This is a genomic window from Streptomyces sp. NPDC055962 (genome assembly GCF_042270185.1).
Lineage (GTDB): Bacteria > Actinomycetota > Actinomycetes > Streptomycetales > Streptomycetaceae > Streptomyces.
Map to the genome: position 1 here is coordinate 1 of NZ_JBHJYN010000013.1, position 21,261 is coordinate 21,261.

General features: G+C 69.4%; 15 protein-coding genes and 1 tRNA gene. 14 read left to right on the forward strand and 2 right to left on the reverse strand.

Annotation, left to right across the window (positions count from 1 at the left end):
• Positions 1–289: 289 nt before the first annotated feature.
• The 3 genes from ACFC51_RS28940 (at position 290) to ACFC51_RS28950 (ending at position 1,749) form a co-directional block, all read left to right on the forward strand.
• A tRNA-Thr gene (locus ACFC51_RS28940) sits at positions 290–362 on the forward strand.
• A 220-nt stretch (positions 363–582) separates the two neighbouring features.
• Entirely contained in the window at positions 583–1,116 is a 534-nt protein-coding gene (locus ACFC51_RS28945; protein WP_376380271.1) for a DinB family protein, read from the forward strand.
• Between the two features lie 192 nt (positions 1,117–1,308).
• The gene (locus ACFC51_RS28950) at positions 1,309–1,749 is read left to right on the forward strand and encodes a hypothetical protein (protein WP_376531659.1); all 441 of its coding nucleotides are present in this window, start codon (positions 1,309–1,311) and stop codon (positions 1,747–1,749) included.
• A gap of 272 nt (positions 1,750–2,021) precedes the next feature.
• Here ACFC51_RS28950 and ACFC51_RS28955 read toward each other — a convergent pair whose 3' ends face one another.
• On the reverse strand, positions 2,022–4,637 hold the full coding sequence (locus tag ACFC51_RS28955; protein ID WP_376531661.1) for a SpoIIE family protein phosphatase: 2,616 nt from the start codon (positions 4,635–4,637) through the stop codon (positions 2,022–2,024).
• Between the two features lie 413 nt (positions 4,638–5,050).
• On the opposite strand from ACFC51_RS28955, the gene ACFC51_RS28960 reads away from it, so the two are divergent.
• The 11 genes from ACFC51_RS28960 to ACFC51_RS29010 all read left to right on the forward strand — a co-directional run bounded on the left by ACFC51_RS28960 (position 5,051) and on the right by ACFC51_RS29010 (position 20,320).
• Positions 5,051–10,486, forward strand: a complete 5,436-nt coding sequence (locus tag ACFC51_RS28960) for a HAMP domain-containing protein (RefSeq protein ID WP_376531663.1) — start codon at positions 5,051–5,053, stop codon at positions 10,484–10,486.
• 244 nt (positions 10,487–10,730) lie between these two features.
• A complete protein-coding gene (locus tag ACFC51_RS28965; protein ID WP_376531665.1) occupies positions 10,731–11,411 on the forward strand; it encodes a two-component system response regulator in 681 nt (226 codons plus the stop codon).
• A gap of 111 nt (positions 11,412–11,522) precedes the next feature.
• A complete protein-coding gene (locus ACFC51_RS28970; RefSeq protein ID WP_376380258.1) occupies positions 11,523–14,291 on the forward strand; it encodes a DNA translocase FtsK in 2,769 nt (922 codons plus the stop codon).
• A 213-nt stretch (positions 14,292–14,504) separates the two neighbouring features.
• The gene (locus tag ACFC51_RS28975) at positions 14,505–15,305 is read left to right on the forward strand and encodes a helix-turn-helix domain-containing protein (RefSeq protein ID WP_376380255.1); all 801 of its coding nucleotides are present in this window, start codon (positions 14,505–14,507) and stop codon (positions 15,303–15,305) included.
• A 169-nt stretch (positions 15,306–15,474) separates the two neighbouring features.
• On the forward strand, positions 15,475–16,953 hold the full coding sequence (gene rimO / locus ACFC51_RS28980) for a 30S ribosomal protein S12 methylthiotransferase RimO (RefSeq protein WP_376376488.1): 1,479 nt from the start codon (positions 15,475–15,477) through the stop codon (positions 16,951–16,953).
• Entirely contained in the window at positions 16,950–17,780 is an 831-nt protein-coding gene (pgsA, locus tag ACFC51_RS28985; protein ID WP_376376486.1) for a CDP-diacylglycerol--glycerol-3-phosphate 3-phosphatidyltransferase, read from the forward strand. Before rimO ends, pgsA begins: the two co-directional genes overlap by 4 nt.
• On the forward strand, positions 17,777–18,289 hold the full coding sequence (locus ACFC51_RS28990; RefSeq protein ID WP_376376484.1) for a CinA family protein: 513 nt from the start codon (positions 17,777–17,779) through the stop codon (positions 18,287–18,289). The genes pgsA and ACFC51_RS28990 overlap by 4 nt, the downstream gene beginning before the upstream one ends.
• Positions 18,290–18,398: 109 nt before the next feature.
• On the forward strand, positions 18,399–18,782 hold the full coding sequence (locus ACFC51_RS28995; RefSeq protein ID WP_376376483.1) for a helix-turn-helix domain-containing protein: 384 nt from the start codon (positions 18,399–18,401) through the stop codon (positions 18,780–18,782).
• 338 nt (positions 18,783–19,120) lie between these two features.
• Positions 19,121–19,591 carry a Dps family protein gene (locus ACFC51_RS29000; protein ID WP_376376482.1) on the forward strand — a complete coding sequence of 157 codons (471 nt, stop codon included), beginning with the start codon at positions 19,121–19,123 and terminating at the stop codon, positions 19,589–19,591.
• Between the two features lie 43 nt (positions 19,592–19,634).
• Positions 19,635–19,823, forward strand: coding sequence for a CsbD family protein (locus ACFC51_RS29005; RefSeq protein WP_376376480.1), 189 nt, complete (start codon positions 19,635–19,637; stop codon positions 19,821–19,823).
• Positions 19,824–20,071: 248 nt separating this feature from the next.
• A complete protein-coding gene (locus ACFC51_RS29010; RefSeq protein WP_376376478.1) occupies positions 20,072–20,320 on the forward strand; it encodes a hypothetical protein in 249 nt (82 codons plus the stop codon).
• 67 nt (positions 20,321–20,387) lie between these two features.
• Here the strand turns inward: ACFC51_RS29010 and ACFC51_RS29015 are convergent, their stop codons facing one another.
• A complete protein-coding gene (locus tag ACFC51_RS29015; protein ID WP_376376476.1) occupies positions 20,388–21,194 on the reverse strand; it encodes an Fpg/Nei family DNA glycosylase in 807 nt (268 codons plus the stop codon).
• Positions 21,195–21,261 lie beyond the last annotated feature (67 nt).

Genomic DNA, 21,261 nt, shown 5'->3' on the forward strand with positions numbered 1-21,261 from the left:
TGCAGGGGGGACCCTGTGGGAGAGTAGGACGCCGCCGAACAATTATTCCGGGAAAGCCCCGTGCCCTTGTGGCACGGGGCTTTTCTGCGTTCCGGCGCCGACTCTCACTCGTGAGCGTCGCCGGCCCGAGGTGTGGGACCCGCGTCGTGCTCGGACGAGGCCGAGGCGGCAACCGTCGTCGCAACCGCGGCCGAAGCGCGCTGCGACGCGTCGTGGATCTCTTCGAACTGGTGGTTCTGAGCACCCCCGTGTTCGGGGTATGCTTTACCTCGTTGCCGCAAGGCAGCAGGCCCCAATAGCTCAGTCGGTAGAGCGTCTCCATGGTAAGGAGAAGGTCTGCGGTTCGATTCCGCATTGGGGCTCAGCAGAGAAAGGCCCCCGCCGATGGCGGGGGCCTTTTCCGTACCCTCGCCACCGAGCTCGCACGCCTACGCAGCACCAGGTGCCGCCGGCCTCGGGGTCGTCGCCGCTGTGGGCACCTGACCTTCCACATCGGGCGAGGGAAGGGCCATGGCGGCACGATGTCAGGCCGGAGCCGGTTTCCCAGGCGGATCAGACCACCACGACGGACAAGGTGAGCGCATGGAATGGACAGCACCGCCGGTCGTCCGCACCGTGGATCTCGGCAGCCTGGGCACTCTCCCCGAGCGTCAGATGCTGGAGGGGTGGCTGCAGTGGCACCGGGAGACACTGATGGCCAAGTGCGCCGGGTTGCAGTCGGTGGACCTGGCCAGGACGACGGTGGAGCCGTCCTCGCTCAGTCTCCTCGGCCTCGTCCGTCACATGGCGGAGATCGAGCGCTGGTGGTTCCGGCGGAGCTTCGCGGGTGAGGCTCTCGGAGACGTCTTCACAGGCCCGGAGGACGGAAACGAGGGGCTGGACGGGGTCGACGCGGGGGATGCGCCCCGGGCCTTCGCGTCGTTCCTGACCGAGGTTCGTCTGAGCGATGCGGCAGCTGCCGGCCGGGACCTCGACGAGACGTTCCGGTCGGCACGGGGAGCCTCTTTCAGCCTGCGATGGGTCTACGTCGTGATGATCCAGGAGTACGCCCGGCACAACGGCCATGCAGACCTTCTCCGGGAGCGTACCGACGGGGCGACGGGCGACTCCGGTTGATCCCCGCCGCCGGACGCCCGCAACTGGAGCCGGACGCGCGCATCGGAGAGTCGAGCAGCACGGGCGGTCCACAGCAGACGGGGCCTCACGGGAACTCGTCTGCTGAGTGATGCGGGTAGGGCGGTTCTGCCGATCACCCGGGAGGGCGCCGCTGACATTTTGACCAGGACGGCGGGAAGGTCGCACGAATCCATGGACAGTGACCTGCGGTGTGCTGCCGTCGTGGCGCTCGGCGAGCTCGGACGGAGCGACGACTGGCGTGACCGCGCGGATGCCGGGCACAGCCTGGCAGGGTTCGCCGACATGCAGGAGGCCGTAGAGCCGCTGCTGGGCCTTGTGCTCGATCCGGGTGACACCTTCGTCACCAGGCGAACCGCGGAGGGCTTGCTTCGTCGGAGGGACAAGGCCGGACTGACGATCATCGCGTCCGCCCTGGCAGTTGCCAACGACAACCACGCCGATTGGATCCACACCGCAGTCCTCGACGTCTTCAGCATCTTCTCGGCCGACCTGGACGAGGCGTTGCGGCTCTGCGAGGAGCTGTCGGGCGACGCCGACAGCCGCGTTGCCGCCGGGGCCCGTCGTCTGCACCAGAGCCTGGCAGAGATCGATCCCGTTCTCCGCCCCTCGTAGTGGGGGTGCAGGTTGCCGCTGACAGGGACGGCGAGGAGCACGTGGTCGGCTCAGTGCCACGCAGCGATTCCGTCGATCATGCGCAGGCGGATCGTGAGAACTGCCGTACCCGGGCTGTGCCGAAGCCGACGCAACAGTGCTTGTCGACGCGGGTGGCCACCGCCCGGTGCTGCTTCAACCTGCTGATCGCCCGCGCGTTCCGATGTTTTCGCTGCTCCTCGTCGTACCCGGTGACGTCCGCCTTGAAAGCGCCATATGACCAGTCGGAGGTCCTAGACGTTCTGCGGCTCCGGGACACGCATGGCCAGGATGGCCATGTCGTCGGACGCGGGCTCCGCAGCGAAGCGCTCCACCGCCCGCAGGATGCGGCCCGCCACCGCGCCGGCCGTCAGGCCCGTACACATGGACAGGACATCGGCCAGGCCGTCGTCGCCCAGCATGCGAGCCCCCTCGCGGCGTTCGGTGACTCCGTCGGTCACGCACAGGAGCACATCCCCGGGATCCAGGGTGACTTCCTGCTCGTACAGTTCGAGGTCCTCGATGACGCCCAGCAGCGGCTGGGGTTCGGCCGCCGCCTCAACGGAGCCGTCCTGGCGCAGACGCAGCGGGAGAGGATGGCCGGCACAGACGACCTTCAGGAGGGCGCTTCCGTCCTCCTGCGGCCACAACTCCCCGTAGAGCAGAGTGAGGAAGCGGCTGCGTGCGCCCTCGTCCAGGATCGCGGCGTTGAGCCGCTCCAGCACCGCCGGGCCGCCGAAGCCCTCACGGGCCAGCAGGCGCAGGGCGTGCCGGGCGAGGCCGGTGACGGCCGCCGCCTCAGGGCCCGTGCCGCAGACGTCGCCGATGGCGAAGCCGTAGGCACCGTCGCGGATGGGGAACACGTCGTAGAAGTCGCCGCCGACCTCGTTGCCCTCGCCCGCCGCGCGGTAGATGACCTCGATCTCGACGTTGGGCACGTCGGGCAGGCCGGGCGGCAGGAGGCTGCGCTGCAGCGACTGGCTGATGGCCATGCGCTCCGAGTACAGGCGCGCGTTGTCGAGGGCGAGAGCGGCCCGTCGGGACAGGTCCTCGGCCAGCTCCAGGATCTCCTGGCGGAAGTGCTCGTCGGACGGCTTGCCGAGGGTGAGCATGCCGATCACGCGGTTCCTGGCCACCAGGGGCAGGACCACGGTCTCGCCCCCCACAGCGGCCGCCGTGGCCAGGACGGTGCGGGCAGCTGCCCCCATGCTCAGCGGCGCGTCCCTGCCCAGGGTGCGCTTGGACGTGCGCAGGGCTGCCTGGTGCCCGGCTTCCGCGGGTACCGGCCAGAGCCGGGCGCCCGGGGCGGGGACGGGGTCGGGAGGGTCGATGGAGGAGAGCAGGGCCTTCAGGCCGTCGATGCGTTCCTCGTCCTCGTGGAGGACGTAGGAGAGGTACGGCTCCGAGGACTGGTCGGCGATGGTGTAGACGGCGCACCAGGTGGCCAGGGTGGGCACGGTCATCTGGGCCATCAGCGCCAGTGTCTGATCCCGGTCCAGCGTGCCGGCGAGGAGGTCGGACGCCTCGACGAGGAAGGACAGCGAGCCACGGCGCAGACGTTCCAGCTCGCCGAGCCTGGCCGACTCGACGGCCAGGGCGATACGGTCCGCCGCGAACTGCAGCCGCAGCGCCTCCTCGTTGGAGTAGCGCCCCGCGGCTTCGGCCGCCACCCCGAGAGAACCGGTGAGACGCCCCTCGACCTTGAGAGGGACCGTGACGACGGAGCGCATCCCTGTGTCGACGAGCAGCGGCACGGCGCCCGGGACGACGGTGAGGTCCTCATGGACCGCGGGCATACGGGCGGAGCCGTAGCGCCCGGTGCCGGCCTCGACGGGCACCCGGGCGAAGCGCTGGCGGGCCGAGGGGAGGCCGGTCGTCGCCCGGACCTCCAGCTCCGTCTCGTCGTCGGTGGCCAGCAGCAGGAAGGCGGCGTCGGCATCGAGCATGTCGCGGGCGCGTTCCACCGTGCGCTGCAGCAGTCCGTCGAGGTCGTCGGGAGCGGGCGAGCCGATGAAGATCTCGAACGGATCCGTGCTGCGGTTCTCGGCCGAGGTGTCGGAGACGGGGGCGCGGACCGGCGTCTGGAGCACGGCGCGTTCGTAGTCGCGCACGAGGAGGCAGACGGTGGAGGGCTCGCCGTCCGCGTCGCGGACTCGGAGGTGCGAGGCGTACACGGGGATGATCCGGCCGTCCGCGCCGCGGATGCCGTAGCTGCCCTCCCACCGGGAGAGCTGGAGGGCATCGGCGATGCCGGTGTTGGTACCCGGCGTGTGCGGCCAGGCCACGAAGTCGGTCAGCTGTTTTCCGCCGACCTGCTCCGCGGCGTAACCGAAGAGGAACGTGGCGTCGTCGTTCCACGAGGCGATGGAGCCGGAGCCGTCGATCTGCACGACGGCCACCCGTACGCGTGGTTCCGCGACCGGCAGCAGAGCGGTGGGCAGCACGGGGCTGGCGGAGCGGACACCCACGGGGCGTTCCGGGAGGTCGAGCTGGAACCAGACATGTTTGTGCGTGGGGGTGTACTCGACGCCCCAGCGGGAGGCGAGTGCCGCGCAGAGCAGCAGCCCTCGGCCGCCTTCGCGATCGGGGCTGCCGAAGTCCAGACCCGAGCTCTGGAGCGGGACCTCACGCTCCGGATAGTGGTCGGCGACCTCGACGCGTACGCCGTCCTCGGTGCGCAGACAGAGCACATCGGCGGCCGTGCCCGCGTGCACGACGGCATTGGTCACGAGTTCACTGGTAAGAACGACGGCGTCGTCAACGACGTCGGTGTAACCCCACCCCTGGAGGGTGTCGCGGACGAACGCGCGGGCGGTCGCGACCGAGCGTCCGACCGGATCGAAGGTGGCAGCCGCGCGCGCGGTGATCACAGCACTCCCCATTGGTGTCTCGTCGCTTCCCCGAGTCCTGTGCCCGTTTGTCGCCGCTTCGATTCGCCTGCCAGGCTAGACGCTCGCCAGGTGTCCCGGGTACACGAGGGCAGACTTGGGTACGCAGGGCACCCAGTGGTTGTGCGCCGGGCGCACAACTATGGGGCCCCCGGTGAGGGAAATGGGATGACCGTGAGACCTTCCCCGCCCTCCCGTTCCGGCCTGGTACGTTTCAACGATTTGACGACCGCATAGTCACCCGTCGACGGTGTGCTGTGGCGGTGAGCCAGAGTGGACATGGGCAAGCTTCCGATAACGGCCCGAGCGATACGGTCAACCCCTGCGGGAGGGACACGGTGGAGTCTGGCGTGGCGGCGCGGGGTTCAGGAACGCGCACAAAAGGCGGGCAGTCCGTGAAAAAGCAGCGCAATGGGACCATCGATGTGGACGCGGCAGCTCTGAACAGACTGCTCGCTGCGCTCGTGGCGATGCGCGACGGCAACTTCCGCAGGAGGCTCACCGTCTCCGGCGACGGCGTGCTCACGGAGATCGCAGCGGTCTTCAACGAGGTGGCCGACCGCAACCTGCACCTGACGGGCGAGCTCGCCCGTGTGCGGCGTGTGGTCGGGCGCGAGGGGAAACTCACCGAGCGCCTCGAGACCGGGGCCTGCGAGGGTTCCTGGGCGGCTGCCATCGACGCCTCCAACGAGCTCGTCGACGACCTTGCGCGGCCCGTGTCCGAGGTCGGGCGTGTGCTCTCCGCGGTCGCCGACGGCGACCTGGAGCAGCGGATGGAGCTGCGGACCCACGCGGTGGACGAGACCGTGCGCCCGTTGCGCGGGGAGTTCCTGAAGGTCGCCCGCACGGTCAACAACCTCGTCGACCAGCTGTCCGCCTTCACCGAACAGGTGACACGCGTCGCGGTCGAGGTGGGCACCGAGGGCAAGCTGGGCGGCCAGGCCCAGGTGCGCGGCATGTCCGGGTCCTGGAAGGACCTCACCGACTCCGTGAACACGATGGCCTACCGGCTCACCGCACAGGTGCGTGACATCGCCCTGGTGACGACGGCCGTGGCCAAGGGGGACCTGTCACGGAAGGTCACCGTCCATGTGGCCGGTGAGATGCTCCAGCTCAAGAACACCGTCAACACGATGGTGGACCAGCTGTCGTCGTTCTCGTCCGAGGTGACCCGGGTCGCCCGTGAGGTGGGCACCGAGGGCGAGCTGGGCGGGCAGGCGACGGTGCCCGGTGTGGCCGGCGTCTGGAAGGACCTCACCGACTCCGTCAACACGATGGCCGGGAACCTCACCTCCCAGGTACGCGGAATCGCCGAGGTGACGACGGCCGTCGCCAACGGCGATCTCTCGCAGAAGGTCACGGTGAGCGCCCGCGGCGAGGTCGCCCAGCTCGCCGAGACGATCAACCAGATGACCGAGACGCTGCGTACGTTCGCCGACGAGGTGACGCGTGTGGCGAGCGAGGTCGGTGGTGAGGGTCTGCTCGGCGGTCAGGCCCAGGTGCCGGGTGCGGCGGGCACCTGGAAGGACCTCACCGACTCGGTGAACACGGTCTTCCGGAACCTGACGACGCAGGTGCGTGACATCGCGCAGGTGACCACGGCGGTGGCCAGCGGTGACATGACGCAGAAGGTCACCGTCGACGTGGCCGGCGAGATGCTGGAGCTGAAGAACACCGTCAACACGATGGTGGACCAGCTCCAGGCCTTCGGTTCCGAGGTGACCCGGGTGGCCCGGGAGGTCGGCGTCGAGGGCCGCCTCGGCGGCCAGGCCGAGGTGCCGGGTGCGGCGGGCACCTGGAAGGACCTCACCGACTCGGTGAACACCGCCTTCCGCAACCTCACCGGCCAGGTGCGTGACATCGCGCAGGTCACCACGGCCGTGGCCAACGGTGACCTCTCGCAGAAGGTCACCGTCGATGTCGCCGGCGAGATGCTGGAGCTGAAGAACACCGTCAACACGATGGTGGCGCAGCTGTCCAACTTCGCCGACCAGGTGACCCGGATGGCCCGCGACGTGGGCACGGAGGGCCGCCTGGGCGGTCAGGCGCGCGTCGACGGTGTCTCCGGTACGTGGAAGGAGCTCACCGACTCCGTCAACTTCATGGCGGGGAACCTCACCTCGCAGGTGCGGCAGATCGCGCAGGTGACGACGGCGGTGGCGCGGGGTGACCTGTCGCAGAAGATCGACGTGGACGCCCGGGGCGAGATCCTGGAGTTGAAGAACACCATCAACACGATGGTCGACCAGCTCTCCGCCTTCGCCGACCAGGTGACGCGCGTGGCGCGCGAAGTGGGCACCGACGGGCGTCTCGGCGGCCAGGCCCAGGTGCCGGGTGTGGCCGGCGTGTGGCGTGACCTGACGGACTCGGTGAACGGCATGGCCGGGAACCTCACCGCCCAGGTCCGCAACATCGCGCAGGTCGCCACGGCGGTGGCGCGGGGCGACCTGTCGCAGAAGATCGACGTGGACGCCCGCGGCGAGATCCTGGAGCTGAAGAACACCCTCAACACGATGGTCGACCAGCTCTCGAACTTCGCGGAGCAGGTGACCCGGGTGGCCCGTGAGGTGGGCACGGAGGGGATCCTCGGCGGGCAGGCGGAGGTGCAGGGGGTCTCCGGGACGTGGAAGGACCTCACGCAGTCCGTCAACGGCATGGCGAACAACCTGACGCTCCAGGTGCGCAACATCGCCGAGGTCACCACCGCCGTCGCCAAGGGCGATCTCTCCAAGAAGATCACCGTCGACGCCAAGGGCGAGATCCTCGAACTGGTGACGACGGTCAACACCATGGTCGACCAGCTGATGAACTTCGGTGACGAGGTGACCCGGGTGGCCCGTGAGGTGGGTACCGAGGGCATCCTCGGCGGCCAGGCCAGGGTGCGCGGCGCCACGGGCATCTGGAAGGACCTCAGCGAGAACGTCAACCTGATGGCCAACAACCTGACCAGCCAGGTGCGCAACATCTCCCGGGTGTCGTCCGCGGTCGCCAACGGCGACCTGACGAAGAAGGTCACCGTCGAGGCGCGCGGAGAGGTCGCCGAACTCGCCGACACCGTCAACACGATGGTGACGACGCTGTCCTCGTTCGCGGACGAGGTGACCCGGGTCGCGCGCGAGGTGGGCACGGAGGGCGAGCTGGGCGGCCAGGCGCGCGTCCCCGGAGTCTCCGGTACGTGGAAGGACCTGACCGAGTCGGTGAACTCGATGGCGTCCAACCTGACCGGACAGGTGCGTCAGATCGCCACCGTGACCACGGCCATCGCCAAGGGCGACCTCACCAAGAAGATCGACATCGACGCGCGCGGTGAGATCCTGGAGCTCAAGAACACCATCAACACGATGGTCGACCAGCTGTCCTCCTTCGCCGAGCAGGTGACCCGGGTGGCCCGCGAGGTGGGTACCGAGGGGCAGCTGGGCGGCCAGGCCAGGGTCCGGGACGTCGACGGGACCTGGCGCGACCTCACCGAGTCGGTGAACGAGATGGCGGGGAACCTGACCCGTCAGGTGCGCGCCATCGCCGCGGTCGCCACCGCGGTGACCCGGGGCGATCTCAACCTCAAGATCGATGTCGATGCGGCCGGCGAGATCCAGGTGCTGCAGGACAACATCAACACGATGATCGCGAATCTGCGCGACACCACGCTCGCCAACAAGGAACAGGACTGGCTCAAGGGCAACCTCGCCCGTATCTCCGGTCTGATGCAGGGCCGCCGCGACCTGGACGACGTCGCCTCGCTGATCATGAGCGAGCTGACTCCGGTCGTCTCCGCCCAGCACGGTGCCTTCTTCCTCGCCATCAGCACCGGTGACGGTGAGGAGGTGGGATCCGACAGCGGCAACGAGAGTGCGTACGAGCTGCGCATGCGCGGCAGTTACGGCTACTCGGCAGGCTCGATGCCGACCTCCTTCCGTCCCGGTGAGACGCTCATCGGGACGGCGGCGGAGGAGAAGCGGACGATCCAGGTGGACAACGTGCCGCCGGGGTATCTCAAGATCTCGTCGGGGCTCGGCGAGGCGCCGCCCGCGCACGTGATCGTGCTGCCGGTGCTGTTCGAGGGGCAGGTCCTCGGTGTCATCGAGCTGGCCTCGTTCCAGCCGTTCACCCACATCCAGCGGGACTTCCTCAACCAGCTCGCCGAGATGATCGCCACGAGCGTCAACACCATCAGCGTCAACACGAAGACCGAGAAGCTCCTCGAACAGTCCCAGGAGCTCACCGAGCAGCTGCGTGACCGATCGCAGGAGCTCGAGAACCGGCAGAAGGCGTTGCAGGCCTCCAACGCCGAGCTGGAGGAGAAGGCCGAGCTGCTGGCTCAGCAGAACCGCGACATCGAGGTGAAGAACACCGAGATCGAGGAGGCGCGGCAGGTCCTGGAGGAGCGCGCCGAACAGCTCGCCGTCTCGATGCGCTACAAGTCCGAGTTCCTGGCCAACATGTCCCACGAGCTGCGTACGCCGCTCAACTCGCTGCTCATCCTGGCCAAGCTGCTGGCCGACAACGCCGAAGGCAATCTCTCGCCGAAGCAGGTGGAGTTCGCCGAGACGATCCACGGCGCGGGCTCCGACCTGCTCCAGCTGATCAACGACATCCTCGATCTGTCCAAGGTCGAGGCGGGCAAGATGGACGTCAGCCCGACGCGGATCGCGCTGGTGCAGCTGGTCGACTACGTGGAGGCGACGTTCCGGCCGCTCACCGCGGAGAAGGGGCTCGACTTCTCCGTACGGGTCTCCCCGGAGCTGCCCGCCACGCTGCACACGGACGAGCAGCGGTTGCTGCAGGTCCTGCGCAACCTCCTGTCCAACGCGGTGAAGTTCACCGACAGCGGCGCCGTGGAGCTGGTGATCCGGCCGGCCGGCGCCGACGTGCCGAACTCGATCCGGGAGCACCTGCTGGAGGCCGGCTCGCTGCGCGACGCCGACGGTGACCTGATCGCCTTCTCGGTGACCGACACCGGGATCGGTATCGCCTCCAGCAAGATGCTGGTCATCTTCGAGGCGTTCAAGCAGGCGGACGGCACGACCAGCCGCAAGTACGGAGGGACGGGGCTGGGCCTCTCCATCAGCCGGGAGATCGCGCGCCTGCTGGGCGGTGAGATTCACGCCGCGAGCGAACCGGGACGTGGTTCGACGTTCACGCTGTACCTGCCGCTGCACCCCAGCGAGCTGCCGCCGCAGGGCTACCCGCAGATGGGGCCGGGGCCCGTCGAGATCCAGGGCGGTCCCGGCGACGGTGCCCTGCGCCTGGAGTCCTCGCACGACAACGGCGGCGAACAGCCCCTGGGCGATCCCGCCAACTCCGCCGGGGTGTTCAGGCGCCGGCGCAAGGCCCTCGGCGGCTCGACGCAGCGTCCCGCCCTGGCGAACGGCGCCTCCGGCGAGGCACCGGCCGCGGCGCCCGAAGAGTGGGTCAGGAGCGCGCAGGAGGAGCAGGAGCCCCGCAGGACCTTCCGCTTCCAGGGCGAGAAGGTGCTCATCGTCGACGACGACATCCGCAACGTCTTCGCCCTCACCAGCGTGCTGGAGCAGCACGGGCTGTCGGTGCTGTACGCGGAGAACGGGCGCGAGGGCATCGAAGTCCTTGAGCAGCACGACGATGTGACGATCGTACTGATGGACATCATGATGCCCGAGATGGACGGCTATGCCACGACGACGGCGATCCGCCGGATGCCGCAGTTCGCCGGTCTGCCGATCGTCGCACTGACCGCCAAGGCGATGAAGGGGGACCGCGAGAAGGCGATCGACTGCGGGGCCTCCGACTATGTGACCAAGCCGGTCGATTCCGATCATCTGCTGTCGGTGATGGAGAAGTGGATGCGCGGAGAGTGACCAGGCGCCCGGCAGTTCACCGGAATCCGTCGACCGACTCTGTCGGGAGGAGTGTGAGTGGGCCGATTCCGGGGAACCTTCTGGTCTTCGACCGCGTTTTCGCTATGTGCACAGTGACATCGCGGTGACAGGGTGTGGTGACGGGCGGGGTGCGGCTACCATGACCGGCACAAGGACGGACGGCGTAAGGGAGTCGTCCCCTGGGGCGGCACCCGGTGCGATGCCGGGGCGAGGAGGGCGGGCCATGGTGCAGAAGGCCAAGATCCTCCTGGTCGATGACCGGCCGGAGAATCTGCTGGCGCTGGAGGCCATCCTCTCTGCGCTCGATCAGACACTGGTGCGGGCATCGTCAGGGGAGGAAGCGCTCAAGGCGCTGCTCACGGATGATTTCGCGGTCATTCTGCTGGACGTACAGATGCCCGGTATGGATGGATTCGAGACGGCTGCGCACATCAAGCGGCGGGAGCGGACCCGTGACATCCCGATCATCTTCCTGACGGCGATCAACCACGGTCCGCATCACACCTTCCGGGGCTATGCGGCAGGCGCGGTGGACTACATCTCGAAGCCCTTCGACCCTTGGGTGCTGCGGGCCAAGGTCTCGGTCTTCGTCGAGCTCTACATGAAGAACTGCCAGCTCCGGGAACAGGCGGCGCTGCTCCGGCTCCAGCTCGAAGGCGGTGCCCACCAGGGCGCCGACGAGAAGGAGCCGGCCGGTCTGCTCGCCGAGCTCTCGGCGAGGCTCGCCGCGGTCGAGGAGCAGGCCGAGGCCCTCTCCAAGCAGTTGGACGACGAATCGGCGGACGCGGGGGCCGTCGCCACCGCCGCCCATCTCGAGCGCAAGCTCACGGGGCTGCGCCGCGCTCTCGACGCGCTGGAACCCGGCGCGGGCGGTTCCGCGGCCACCCTGCCCTCGCAGAGCTGACCCGCGACCGCCTGAGGGTGCGTCAGTTCACCACCCGCGCAAGGGCGACACGGACGGGTGAAGCCGTGGGCACACGTGTCCACCGCCGTCGGCACCGGTAACCTCAGTCACATGGCCTCACGTACGTCCGGCAAGGGTTCCCTGGGCACGGCGGGCACCGCGAAGCGCGCCGGCCGTACCCAGGGACCGGCGAAGAAAGCCGCGCCCGCCAAGAAGGCGGCGGCGAAGAAGACCGCGCCCGTCAGGAAGGCGCCCGCCAAGAAGGCGGCCGCGAAGAAAGCCGCGCCCAGGCCCGCACCGTCCCCCACGGGGGGCGTGTACCGGCTCGTCCGCGCGCTGTGGCTGGGCACCGCGCACGGTGTCGGGGCGGTGTTCCGTTCCATAGGGCGCGGCGCGAAGGGACTCGACCCGGCGCACCGCAAGGACGGACTCGCCCTGCTGCTCCTCGGCCTCGCTCTGGTCGTCGCGGCGGGCACCTGGTCGCATCTGAAGGGCCCCGTCGGCGACCTCGTCGAAATGCTGGTGACGGGGGCGTTCGGCCGGCTCGATCTGCTGGTGCCGATACTGCTGGGCGCCGTCGCCGTGCGGCTGATCCTCTATCCGGAGAAGCCGGAGGCCAACGGCCGCATCGTCATCGGGCTCTCCGCCCTCGTCATCGGCGTGCTCGGCCAGGTCCACATCGCCTGCGGATCGCCGGGCCGCGAGGACGGCACCGGCGCCATGCAGGACGCCGGCGGGCTGATCGGCTGGGCCGCCTCCCAGCCCCTCGTGTTCACGATGGGCGAGGTCCTCGCCGTCCCGCTGCTCCTGCTGCTCACGGTCTTCGGACTCCTGGTGGTCACCGCCACCCCGGTCAACGCCATCCCCCGGCGGATGCGGCAGTTGGGTGTAAGGCTCGGCATCGTCGACCCGGTGTACGTGCCGGGCGAGGAGGACGGGAGCGACGACGAGCGCTACGACGAGCAGTGGCGCGACGCGCTGCCCGAGGGCTCCCGGAGGCCGGGGGCCCGCGGTGCGGGACCGGACGCGTACGACCCGGACCAGGCCGAGGGCGAGGCGCTGGCCAAGCGGCGCAGGCCCCGCAGGACGTCGGCGCAGCCCGCGATGAACCGCACCCTGGACGCGGTGGACGTCGCCGCCGCGGCGGCAGCCGCGCTCGACGGAGCGGTGCTCAACGGCATGCCCCCTTCCCCGGTGGTCGCGGATCTGACCCAGGGCGTCTCCACCGAACGTGAGCGGACCGCGACCCCGGTGCCCGGTGCACGCTCGGCCGCGAAGACCCCGGCCGGCGACGCAGGTGTGGAGAAGGACGTGTCCTCCGGGGGCGTCCCCGATCTGACGAAGCCCGCCCCCGAGCGGCCGCTGCCGCTGCCCGCCCGGGCCGAGCAGCTCCAGCTCTCCGGCGACATCACCTATGCGCTGCCCTCCCTGGACCTGCTGGAGCGCGGTGGTCCGGGCAAGACGCGCAGCGCCGCCAACGACGCGGTCGTCGCCTCCCTGACCAACGTCTTCACGGAGTTCAAGGTCGACGCCGCCGTCACCGGCTTCACCCGCGGCCCGACGGTCACCCGCTACGAGGTCGAACTCGGACCCGCCGTCAAGGTCGAGCGGATCACCGCCCTCACCAAGAACATCGCCTACGCCGTCGCCAGCCCCGACGTCCGGATCATCTCCCCGATCCCCGGCAAGTCCGCCGTCGGCATCGAGATCCCCAACTCCGACCGGGAGATGGTCAACCTCGGTGACGTCCTGCGCCTCGCGGACGCGGCGGAGGACGACCATCCGATGCTGGTCGCGCTCGGCAAGAACGTCGAGGGCGGCTACGAGATGGCCAACCTGGCGAACATGCCGCACGTCCTGGTCGCCGGAGCGACCGGTTCCGGCAAGTCCTCCTGCATCAACTGCCTGATCACCTCCGTCATGGTGCGGGCGACGCCCGAGGACGTACGGATGGTGCTCGTCGACCCGAAGCGCGTCGAGCTCACCGCCTACGAGGGCATCCCCCACCTCATCACGCCGATCATCACCAACCCGAAGAAGGCCGCCGAGGCACTCCAGTGGGTCGTAAGGGAGATGGACCTCCGCTACGACGACCTCGCGGCCTACGGTTTCCGGCACATCGACGACTTCAACCACGCGGTGCGCACCGGCAAGGCGAAGGCACCGGAGGGGAGCGAGCGGGAGCTCTCGCCCTATCCGTACCTGCTGGTCATCGTCGACGAGCTGGCGGACCTCATGATGGTGGCCCCGCGCGACGTCGAGGACTCCATCGTCCGCATCACCCAGCTGGCGCGTGCCGCCGGCATCCACCTGGTGCTCGCCACGCAGCGCCCCTCGGTCGATGTCGTGACGGGTCTGATCAAGGCCAATGTGCCCTCCCGGCTCGCCTTCGCGACCTCGTCGCTCGCCGACAGCCGGGTCATCCTGGACCAGCCCGGCGCCGAGAAGCTCATCGGAAAGGGTGACGGTCTGTTCCTGCCGATGGGGGCGAACAAGCCGACCCGTATGCAGGGCGCCTTCGTCACCGAGGCCGAGGTCGCGGCCGTCGTCCAGCACTGCAAGGATCAGATGGCGCCGGTCTTCCGCGAGGACGTGGTGGCCGGCACCAAGCAGAAGAAGGAGATCGACGAGGACATCGGCGACGATCTCGATCTGCTCTGCCAGGCGGCCGAGCTCGTCGTGTCCACCCAGTTCGGCTCGACATCGATGCTTCAGCGCAAGCTGCGCGTCGGCTTCGCGAAGGCCGGTCGGCTGATGGATCTGATGGAGTCGCGCAATATCGTGGGTCCCAGCGAGGGTTCCAAGGCGCGCGATGTCATGGTGAAACCGGACGAACTCGACGGTGTGTTGGCCGTCATCCGCGGGGAAACCGCTTCGTAGGAGTTTTGCGGGCAACCGTTTCGCCCGGCCGTACGTCAAGTTGAAAGGAGGACCAGCGGGATGATCCGTTGCGCCCTCCGATCTCCGTCCTGCCCGAGGGGCTGTCCGGCGAACCCGATGGCGTACAAAGTCGTCGCTCCCGGTTGCCCCACCCTTTCGTACCACCCCTAGACTGAACATCCAGCAGGTGGCTCACGCTCGAAAGGCGCCCCCGTGTCCATCGGCAACTCCCCCGAAGACGACCGGCCTTCGATCGGTCGCGCGCTTCAGCAGGCTCGTATCGCCGCAGGTCTGACGGTCGAGGAAGTCAGCAGCTCCACCCGGGTGCGCATCCCCATCGTGCACGCGATCGAGGAGGACGACTTCTCCCGCTGCGGCGGCGACGTCTACGCACGCGGCCACATCCGCATGCTCGCCCGTGCCGTACGGCTCGACCCCGATCCACTGATCGAGGAATTCGACGCCGAGCACGGCGGGCGTCCCGCGCCCACCCCCGCGGCACCGCTGTTCGAGGCGGAGCGCATCCGCTCCGAACCCCGTCGGCCCAACTGGACCGCCGCCATGGTCGCCGCCATCGTCGCCGTGGTCGGCTTCGTCGGCTTCACGCTCTTCAACGGCGAGGACGAGGGGTCGGGCGCGGCACAGGTCGCCGAAGGCTCGACCCCCGACAAGACCACCCCCAAGCCCACCGCGACCAAGCCCGCCGACCCCAAGCCCGCGCCCTCCGAGAGCGCCATCGCCGCTGCCCCCAGGGACAAGGTGACGGTCAGGCTCAGCGCCACCGAGGGCAAGAGCTGGATCTCGGCCAAGGACCACAACGGGCGGCTGCTCTTCGACGGGCTGCTGAACCAGGGCGACTCCAAGACCTTCCAGGACAAGGAGCGGGTCGATCTCGTCCTCGGCGACGCCGGGGCCATCGATCTCTTCGTGAACGGCAAGAAGGTCGACGACGAGTTCGAGTCGGGTCAGGTCGAGCGGCTCTCGTACACCAAGGGTGACCCCGAGGTCGGCTGACCTCCGCACCCGAGCACGTCCGGACGGTGCGTGCCCGGCGGTTTCCGCCGGGCACGCACCGTCCGCGTATGGCGTGCTTTCCCCATGATCCACCGGAGCTTCGGTCACTCCGCGTAGCGGTGAACCCTGCACGGTAGGGCGGGCGCCGGGACAAAGTAGTCTTGAGCCCATGCCCGAACGCCGTACCGTCGCCCTTGTCACTCTTGGCTGCGCCCGTAACGAGGTGGACTCGGAGGAGCTCGCAGGCCGCTTGGCAGCGGACGGCTGGGAGCTCGTCGAGAACGCCACGGACGCGGATGTCGCCGTCGTCAACACCTGTGGATTCGTCGAAGCCGCCAAGAAGGACTCCGTCGACGCCCTGCTCGAAGCCAACGATCTGAAGGATCACGGCAGAACCCAGGCCGTCGTCGCCGTCGGCTGCATGGCCGAGCGCTACGGCAAGGATCTTGCCGAGGCCCTGCCGGAGGCGGACGGAGTCCTCGGATTCGACGACTACGCCGACATCTCCGACCGCCTGCAGACCATCCTCAACGGCGGCATCCACGCCTCCCACACCCCGCGCGACCGCCGCAAGCTGCTGCCGATCAGCCCGGCCGAGCGGCAGGACGCCGCCGTCGCACTGCCGGGGCACGCCCAGGAGATCGCGCCGGCGCCGGCGGACCTGCCGGAAGGTGTCGCACCGGTCTCGGGACCGCGGGCACCGCTGCGCCGCAGGCTGGGCACCAGCCCGGTCGCCTCCGTGAAGCTCGCCTCGGGCTGTGACCGGCGCTGCTCGTTCTGCGCCATCCCCTCCTTCCGCGGCTCGTTCATCTCGCGGCGCCCCTCCGACGTCCTCCAGGAGACCCGCTGGCTCGCCGAGCAGGGCGTCAAGGAGGTCATGCTCGTCTCCGAGAACAACACCTCGTACGGCAAGGACCTCGGGGACATCAGGCTCCTGGAGACCCTGCTGCCCGAGCTCGCCGACGTCGACGGGATCGAGCGGATCCGCGTCAGCTACCTGCAGCCCGCGGAGATGAGGCCGGGGCTGATCGACGTGCTCACCTCGACGCCGAAGGTCGCCCCGTACTTCGACCTCTCCTTCCAGCACTCCGCCCCCGGGGTCCTGCGCGCGATGCGGCGGTTCGGCGATACGGACCGTTTCCTCGAACTGCTGGACACCATTCGGGGCAAGGCTCCGCAGGCCGGTGCCCGGTCGAACTTCATCGTGGGATTCCCCGGTGAGACGGAGGCCGACCTGGCCGAGCTCGAGCGCTTCCTCACCGGTGCGCGCCTCGACGCGATCGGGGTCTTCGGCTACTCCGACGAGGAGGGCACCGAGGCCGTCGGCTACGAGAACAAGCTGGACGCCGACGTCATCGCGGAGCGCCTCGCGCACATCTCGCAGCTCGCCGAGGAGCTGACCTCGCAGCGTGCCGAGGAGCGGGTCGGTGAGACCCTCCAGGTCCTCGTCGAGTCCGTGGAGTCCGACGAGGACGGCCCCGTGGCGGTGGGCCGAGCCGCCCACCAGGCGCCCGAAACGGACGGCCAGGTCATCTTCACCGCACGCGAAGGGCTCGTGCCGGGCCGTATGGTCGAAGCGAAGGCAGTGGGCACCGAGGGAGTGGACCTCGTGGCCGAACACCACGAGCTTGCGGAGGCAGCCAGATGACGGGAGCCCCGGCATCCGCGGCAGGCGGCTCCGGCGCGACGCCGGTTCCCCGCGGCGGCAAGCTGGGCGCGGCGGCCGTCAACCAGGCCGGCCTGTGGAACATCGCGAACATCCTCACGATGGTGCGCCTGCTGCTGGTCCCGGGCTTCGTCATGCTGCTCCTGCACGACGGCGGCTACGACCCGGTCTGGCGTTCGTTCGCCTGGGCGGCCTTCGCCGTCGCGATGATCACCGATGTCTTCGACGGGCATCTGGCACGCACCTACAACCTGGTCACCGACTTCGGGAAGATCGCCGACCCGATCGCGGACAAGGCGATCATGGGCGCGGCGCTGATCTGCCTGTCTTCACTCGGGGACCTGCCCTGGTGGGTCACCGGTGTGATCCTCTTCCGTGAACTCGGCATCACGCTGATGCGCTTCTGGGTCATCCGGCACTCGGTGATCCCGGCCAGCCGCGGCGGGAAGGTGAAGACCCTCGCCCAGGGCATCGCCGTGGGCATGTACGTCCTGGCACTGACGGGACCCCTGGCGACTCTGCGCTTCTGGGTGATGGCGGTGGCCGTCGTCCTGACGGTCGTCACCGGCCTCGACTACGTGCGTCAGGCCATCGTGCTGCGCGGTCACGGACTCGCGGCGGAGCAGGCCGCCGCCCTCGAAGCGGTCGCTGCGGCCGCGGAGGCCGAGGGTGGCGTGGGCGGCGCGTGCGCCGCCGACGACGTGGACGCCGCGGGGGGAGCGGGCGGGGAGCCCGTCGTCGAGCCGCTCGTGGATCCCGTCGGGGAGCGCGTGGCGGGCGGCAGGGGGACTGCGGAGGCCGAGCGGTGACATCCGGGGCGGCCCGGGTGCTGCGGCGGCTCCAGGAGCGCGGTGAGACGCTCGCCGTCGCAGAATCCCTCACCGGGGGCCTGGTGGCCGCCGAGCTCACCTCCGTACCCGGGGCCTCGCAGACCTTCCGTGGGTCCGTCACGACCTACGCCACGTCCCTCAAGCGGGACGTGCTGGGCGTCGACGGCGCGCTCCTGGCCGAGCGCGGCGCGGTCGATCCCGCGGTCGCCCGCTCCATGGCCGCCGGCGTACGCCGGGTGCTGGGCGCGGACTGGGGGATCGCGACCACCGGTGTCGCCGGCCCCGAGCCGCAGGACGGCAAGCCCGTGGGGACCGTCTTCATAGCCGTTTCCGGGCCGGGCGACGTGCAGAAAGTCGCCGAGCTGAGGTTGAACGGCGGGCGGGCGGACATTCGTAAGGAGAGTGTGCGGAGCCTGCTCGAGCTGCTCTCCGGCGAACTCGGGGAAAATGCGAGGGCACAGGATACGGAACAGAACGGGGGGAATTGATGTTTGCAGCCCTGAGTGAACACGACATCGCTCCCCGCACGGCCGCAGCGCGAGGCGGTACGGTGGGGCGTGAAGGATGCGGCTACGCGGTCCGAGGAGGGAGCCACCGATGATTCTGCTCCGTCGCCTGCTTGGTGACGTGCTGCGTCGGCAGCGCCAGCGCCAAGGCCGTACTCTGCGCGAAGTCTCCTCGTCCGCCCGAGTCTCGCTCGGCTATCTCTCCGAGGTGGAGCGGGGGCAGAAGGAGGCATCCTCCGAACTGCTCTCCGCCATTTGCGACGCGCTGGACGTACGGATGTCCGAGCTCATGCGTGAAGTGAGCGACGAACTGTCGCTGGCTGAGCTGGCCGAGTCGGCAGCGGCCAGTGATGCGGTGCCTGTGCCAGTACGCCCGATGCTCAATTCCGTCTCCGTTGCGTCGGTCGGCGGCGTACCCACGGGACGGGTGACCATCAAGGCGCCCGCGGAAGCGGTGGATGTCGTCGCCGCCTGACCGCACGGTTCGTGGTGAACGAAGCCCCGGCGGCCCCTCACGGGGTCGGCCGGGGCTTTCGCGTGTCGTGGCCGCGCGCACGGGCGGCGTCCGTGCCTTCGGGATCCGTGCCTTGCTCCCGGTGTGAGCTCCTGTGCTGTGCGTCCCCGCGATGTGTGCCGTTGGGGTGTGTGTCCTTGCGGTGTGTGCGGAGCCGATCGCGGGGCATGCGGCCAAGTGAGGCCGGAGGGCAATTCTCCGGATCAGCCACCTGAATGCCGGTTTCACCACATATGTGACATTGTGGACAGGTGGCAGGCCAGGTGGTAGGCCGAACAGCTATCTGAACGGAGAAGTGCATGTCTGTCGTGAAGAGCGCTCTTTCCGATGCCGACCGCAAGGTCGTGGGAGACGCGCTGCAAGGCGCGCTGGTCGACCTGGTCGACCTCTCCCTGGTGGCCAAGCAGGTCCACTGGAACGTGGTCGGTCCCCGCTTCCGCTCCGTGCACCTCCAGCTCGACGAGGTCGTCGACACGGCACGACAGCACTCGGACACCGTCGCGGAGAGGGCCTCCGCGGTGGGAGTCAACCCGGACGGCCGGTCCAAGACGCTCGCGAAGACCACGGCGATCGATGTCGTGCCCGACGGCTGGATCAAGGACGTGGACGCGGTACGTGTCCTCGTGGACGCCCTTCGCGTGGTCATCGACCGCATGCGGGAGCGGATCGAGGCGACCGACGAACCGGACCCCGTGAGCCAGGACATCCTCATCACGCTCACCGCGGATCTTGAGAAGCACGCGTGGATGTTCCAGGCCGAGAGCGCCTGAAACCGCGACCGAACCGAACTTCGCACTCGAGGAAGGAATCGCCGTGACGGACAAGAAGGCCATGGACAAGCTCAAGGGCAAGGCCAAGGAGACGACCGGCAAGCTCACCGGAGACCGCCGCAAGGAGGCCGAGGGCAAGGCCGACCAGGCCAAGGCCAAGGCGGAGGGCGCCTTGGGCGAGACCGGTGACCGTGCCAAGGGTGTGAAGGACTCGCTCACCGACGACAAGTGAGACGTCCTGCCACCGGCGTGCCCCCGAGGATTCCGGTCCCGGGGGCACCGGCATGTCCGGGCTCGCGGGATGCAGCCGGGGCCGACCCGGGGGAAACTGCGGGAGGGAGCCCGGTCCCGCTCCCCCCGACAGCGGCTCCAGGAGAGCGCGCACCGCCCCTCGGCTCGCGCCTCGCACGCCGGTCGTGCACCGGTGCGCCCTCCCGTCGGGCGATCGTGCCGTACTAGCGTCGGCCGGAGGAGGCAGCCATGGTGCGGCGATGGGTGCCGGCGCTCGTCCTCGGTGGTGCCTGGTGGTGGGCCGTGCTGCGGCTGCTCCTGAAGCCGGAGCACGCCGGAGTGGTCGAGGGCGCGGTGGCGGCAGGAGGATGGGGGCTGAGTCTCCTGCCGGTCCATGTGGCAGCCGTGGCGCGTCCCGAGAAGGCCGCCGAGGGGTTCGGCGCGGACCGGACAGAGGGAACGGGCCCGACAGAGATATCCGGCCGGCTCCCTCGATGAGCCGTTCCGTCGATGTCGCCACGACAGCCGTGCCGGCCGTCGTACTGGTCGTCGGACTGTGTGGATCTCAGGCGGTGGGCCCCGACTGGCAGCGCGGACACCAGTAGGTGGGGCGGTTGTCCCGGTCCGCCACACGGATCGGGGTGGCACACCGCAGACAGGGGCGGCCCGCTCGCCCGTAGACGAAGAGCCGTTCCCTCACGCGGCTCCTGGACCGGGCCGCGGTCGCTCGCGTGGTGGTCCGCATCGGACGATCGCGATTGGCTTCCAGGAGTTGCTTGGCCGTGCTGACCAGGCGGGTGGTGAGGGGCAGGGGCAGCTCTCCCACCGGCAGCCAGGGCGTCGCACGGGCCATGAAGCAGAGCTCGCACATGTAGACATTGCCGATTCCCGCCAGATTGCGCTGGTCCAGGAGCGCGTCGCCGACGCGGCGCCCGGGGTCGGCGAGCAGATTGCGCAGAGCGGTGTCCGGATCCCAGTCCGGCCCCAGGAGATCGGGGCCGAGGTGCCCGACCGCCTGTTCCTCGTCCTCGGTGCGGAGGAGTTCCAGGACCGGTAGCCGGTAGCCGACGGCGGTGCGCTCCGCGGTGGCGAGGACGGCGCGGATCTGATGGGAGGGACCGCCCCTCCAGCGCTCGCCGTGTCCGTACACGCGCCAGGCACCCTCCATGCGCAGATGGCTGTGGAGGGTGAGGCCGCCCTGGAAACGGGTGAGCAGGTGCTTGCCGCGCGCGGTGACGCCCAGCACGGTGCGGCCGGTCAGGTCGGCCGTGGCGAACCGGGGGACACGCAGGTCGAAGCCCGTCAGCACCTGGTCGGCCAGTGCTGCGTCGAGACGCCGGGCGGTCTGCAGGACGGTGTCACCTTCAGGCATGGCTCCATGATGCGCGGACGGTGCCGTGGGTGGCCGTGTCCCGCGCGCTGCCGCCGTGTCCCGTGGC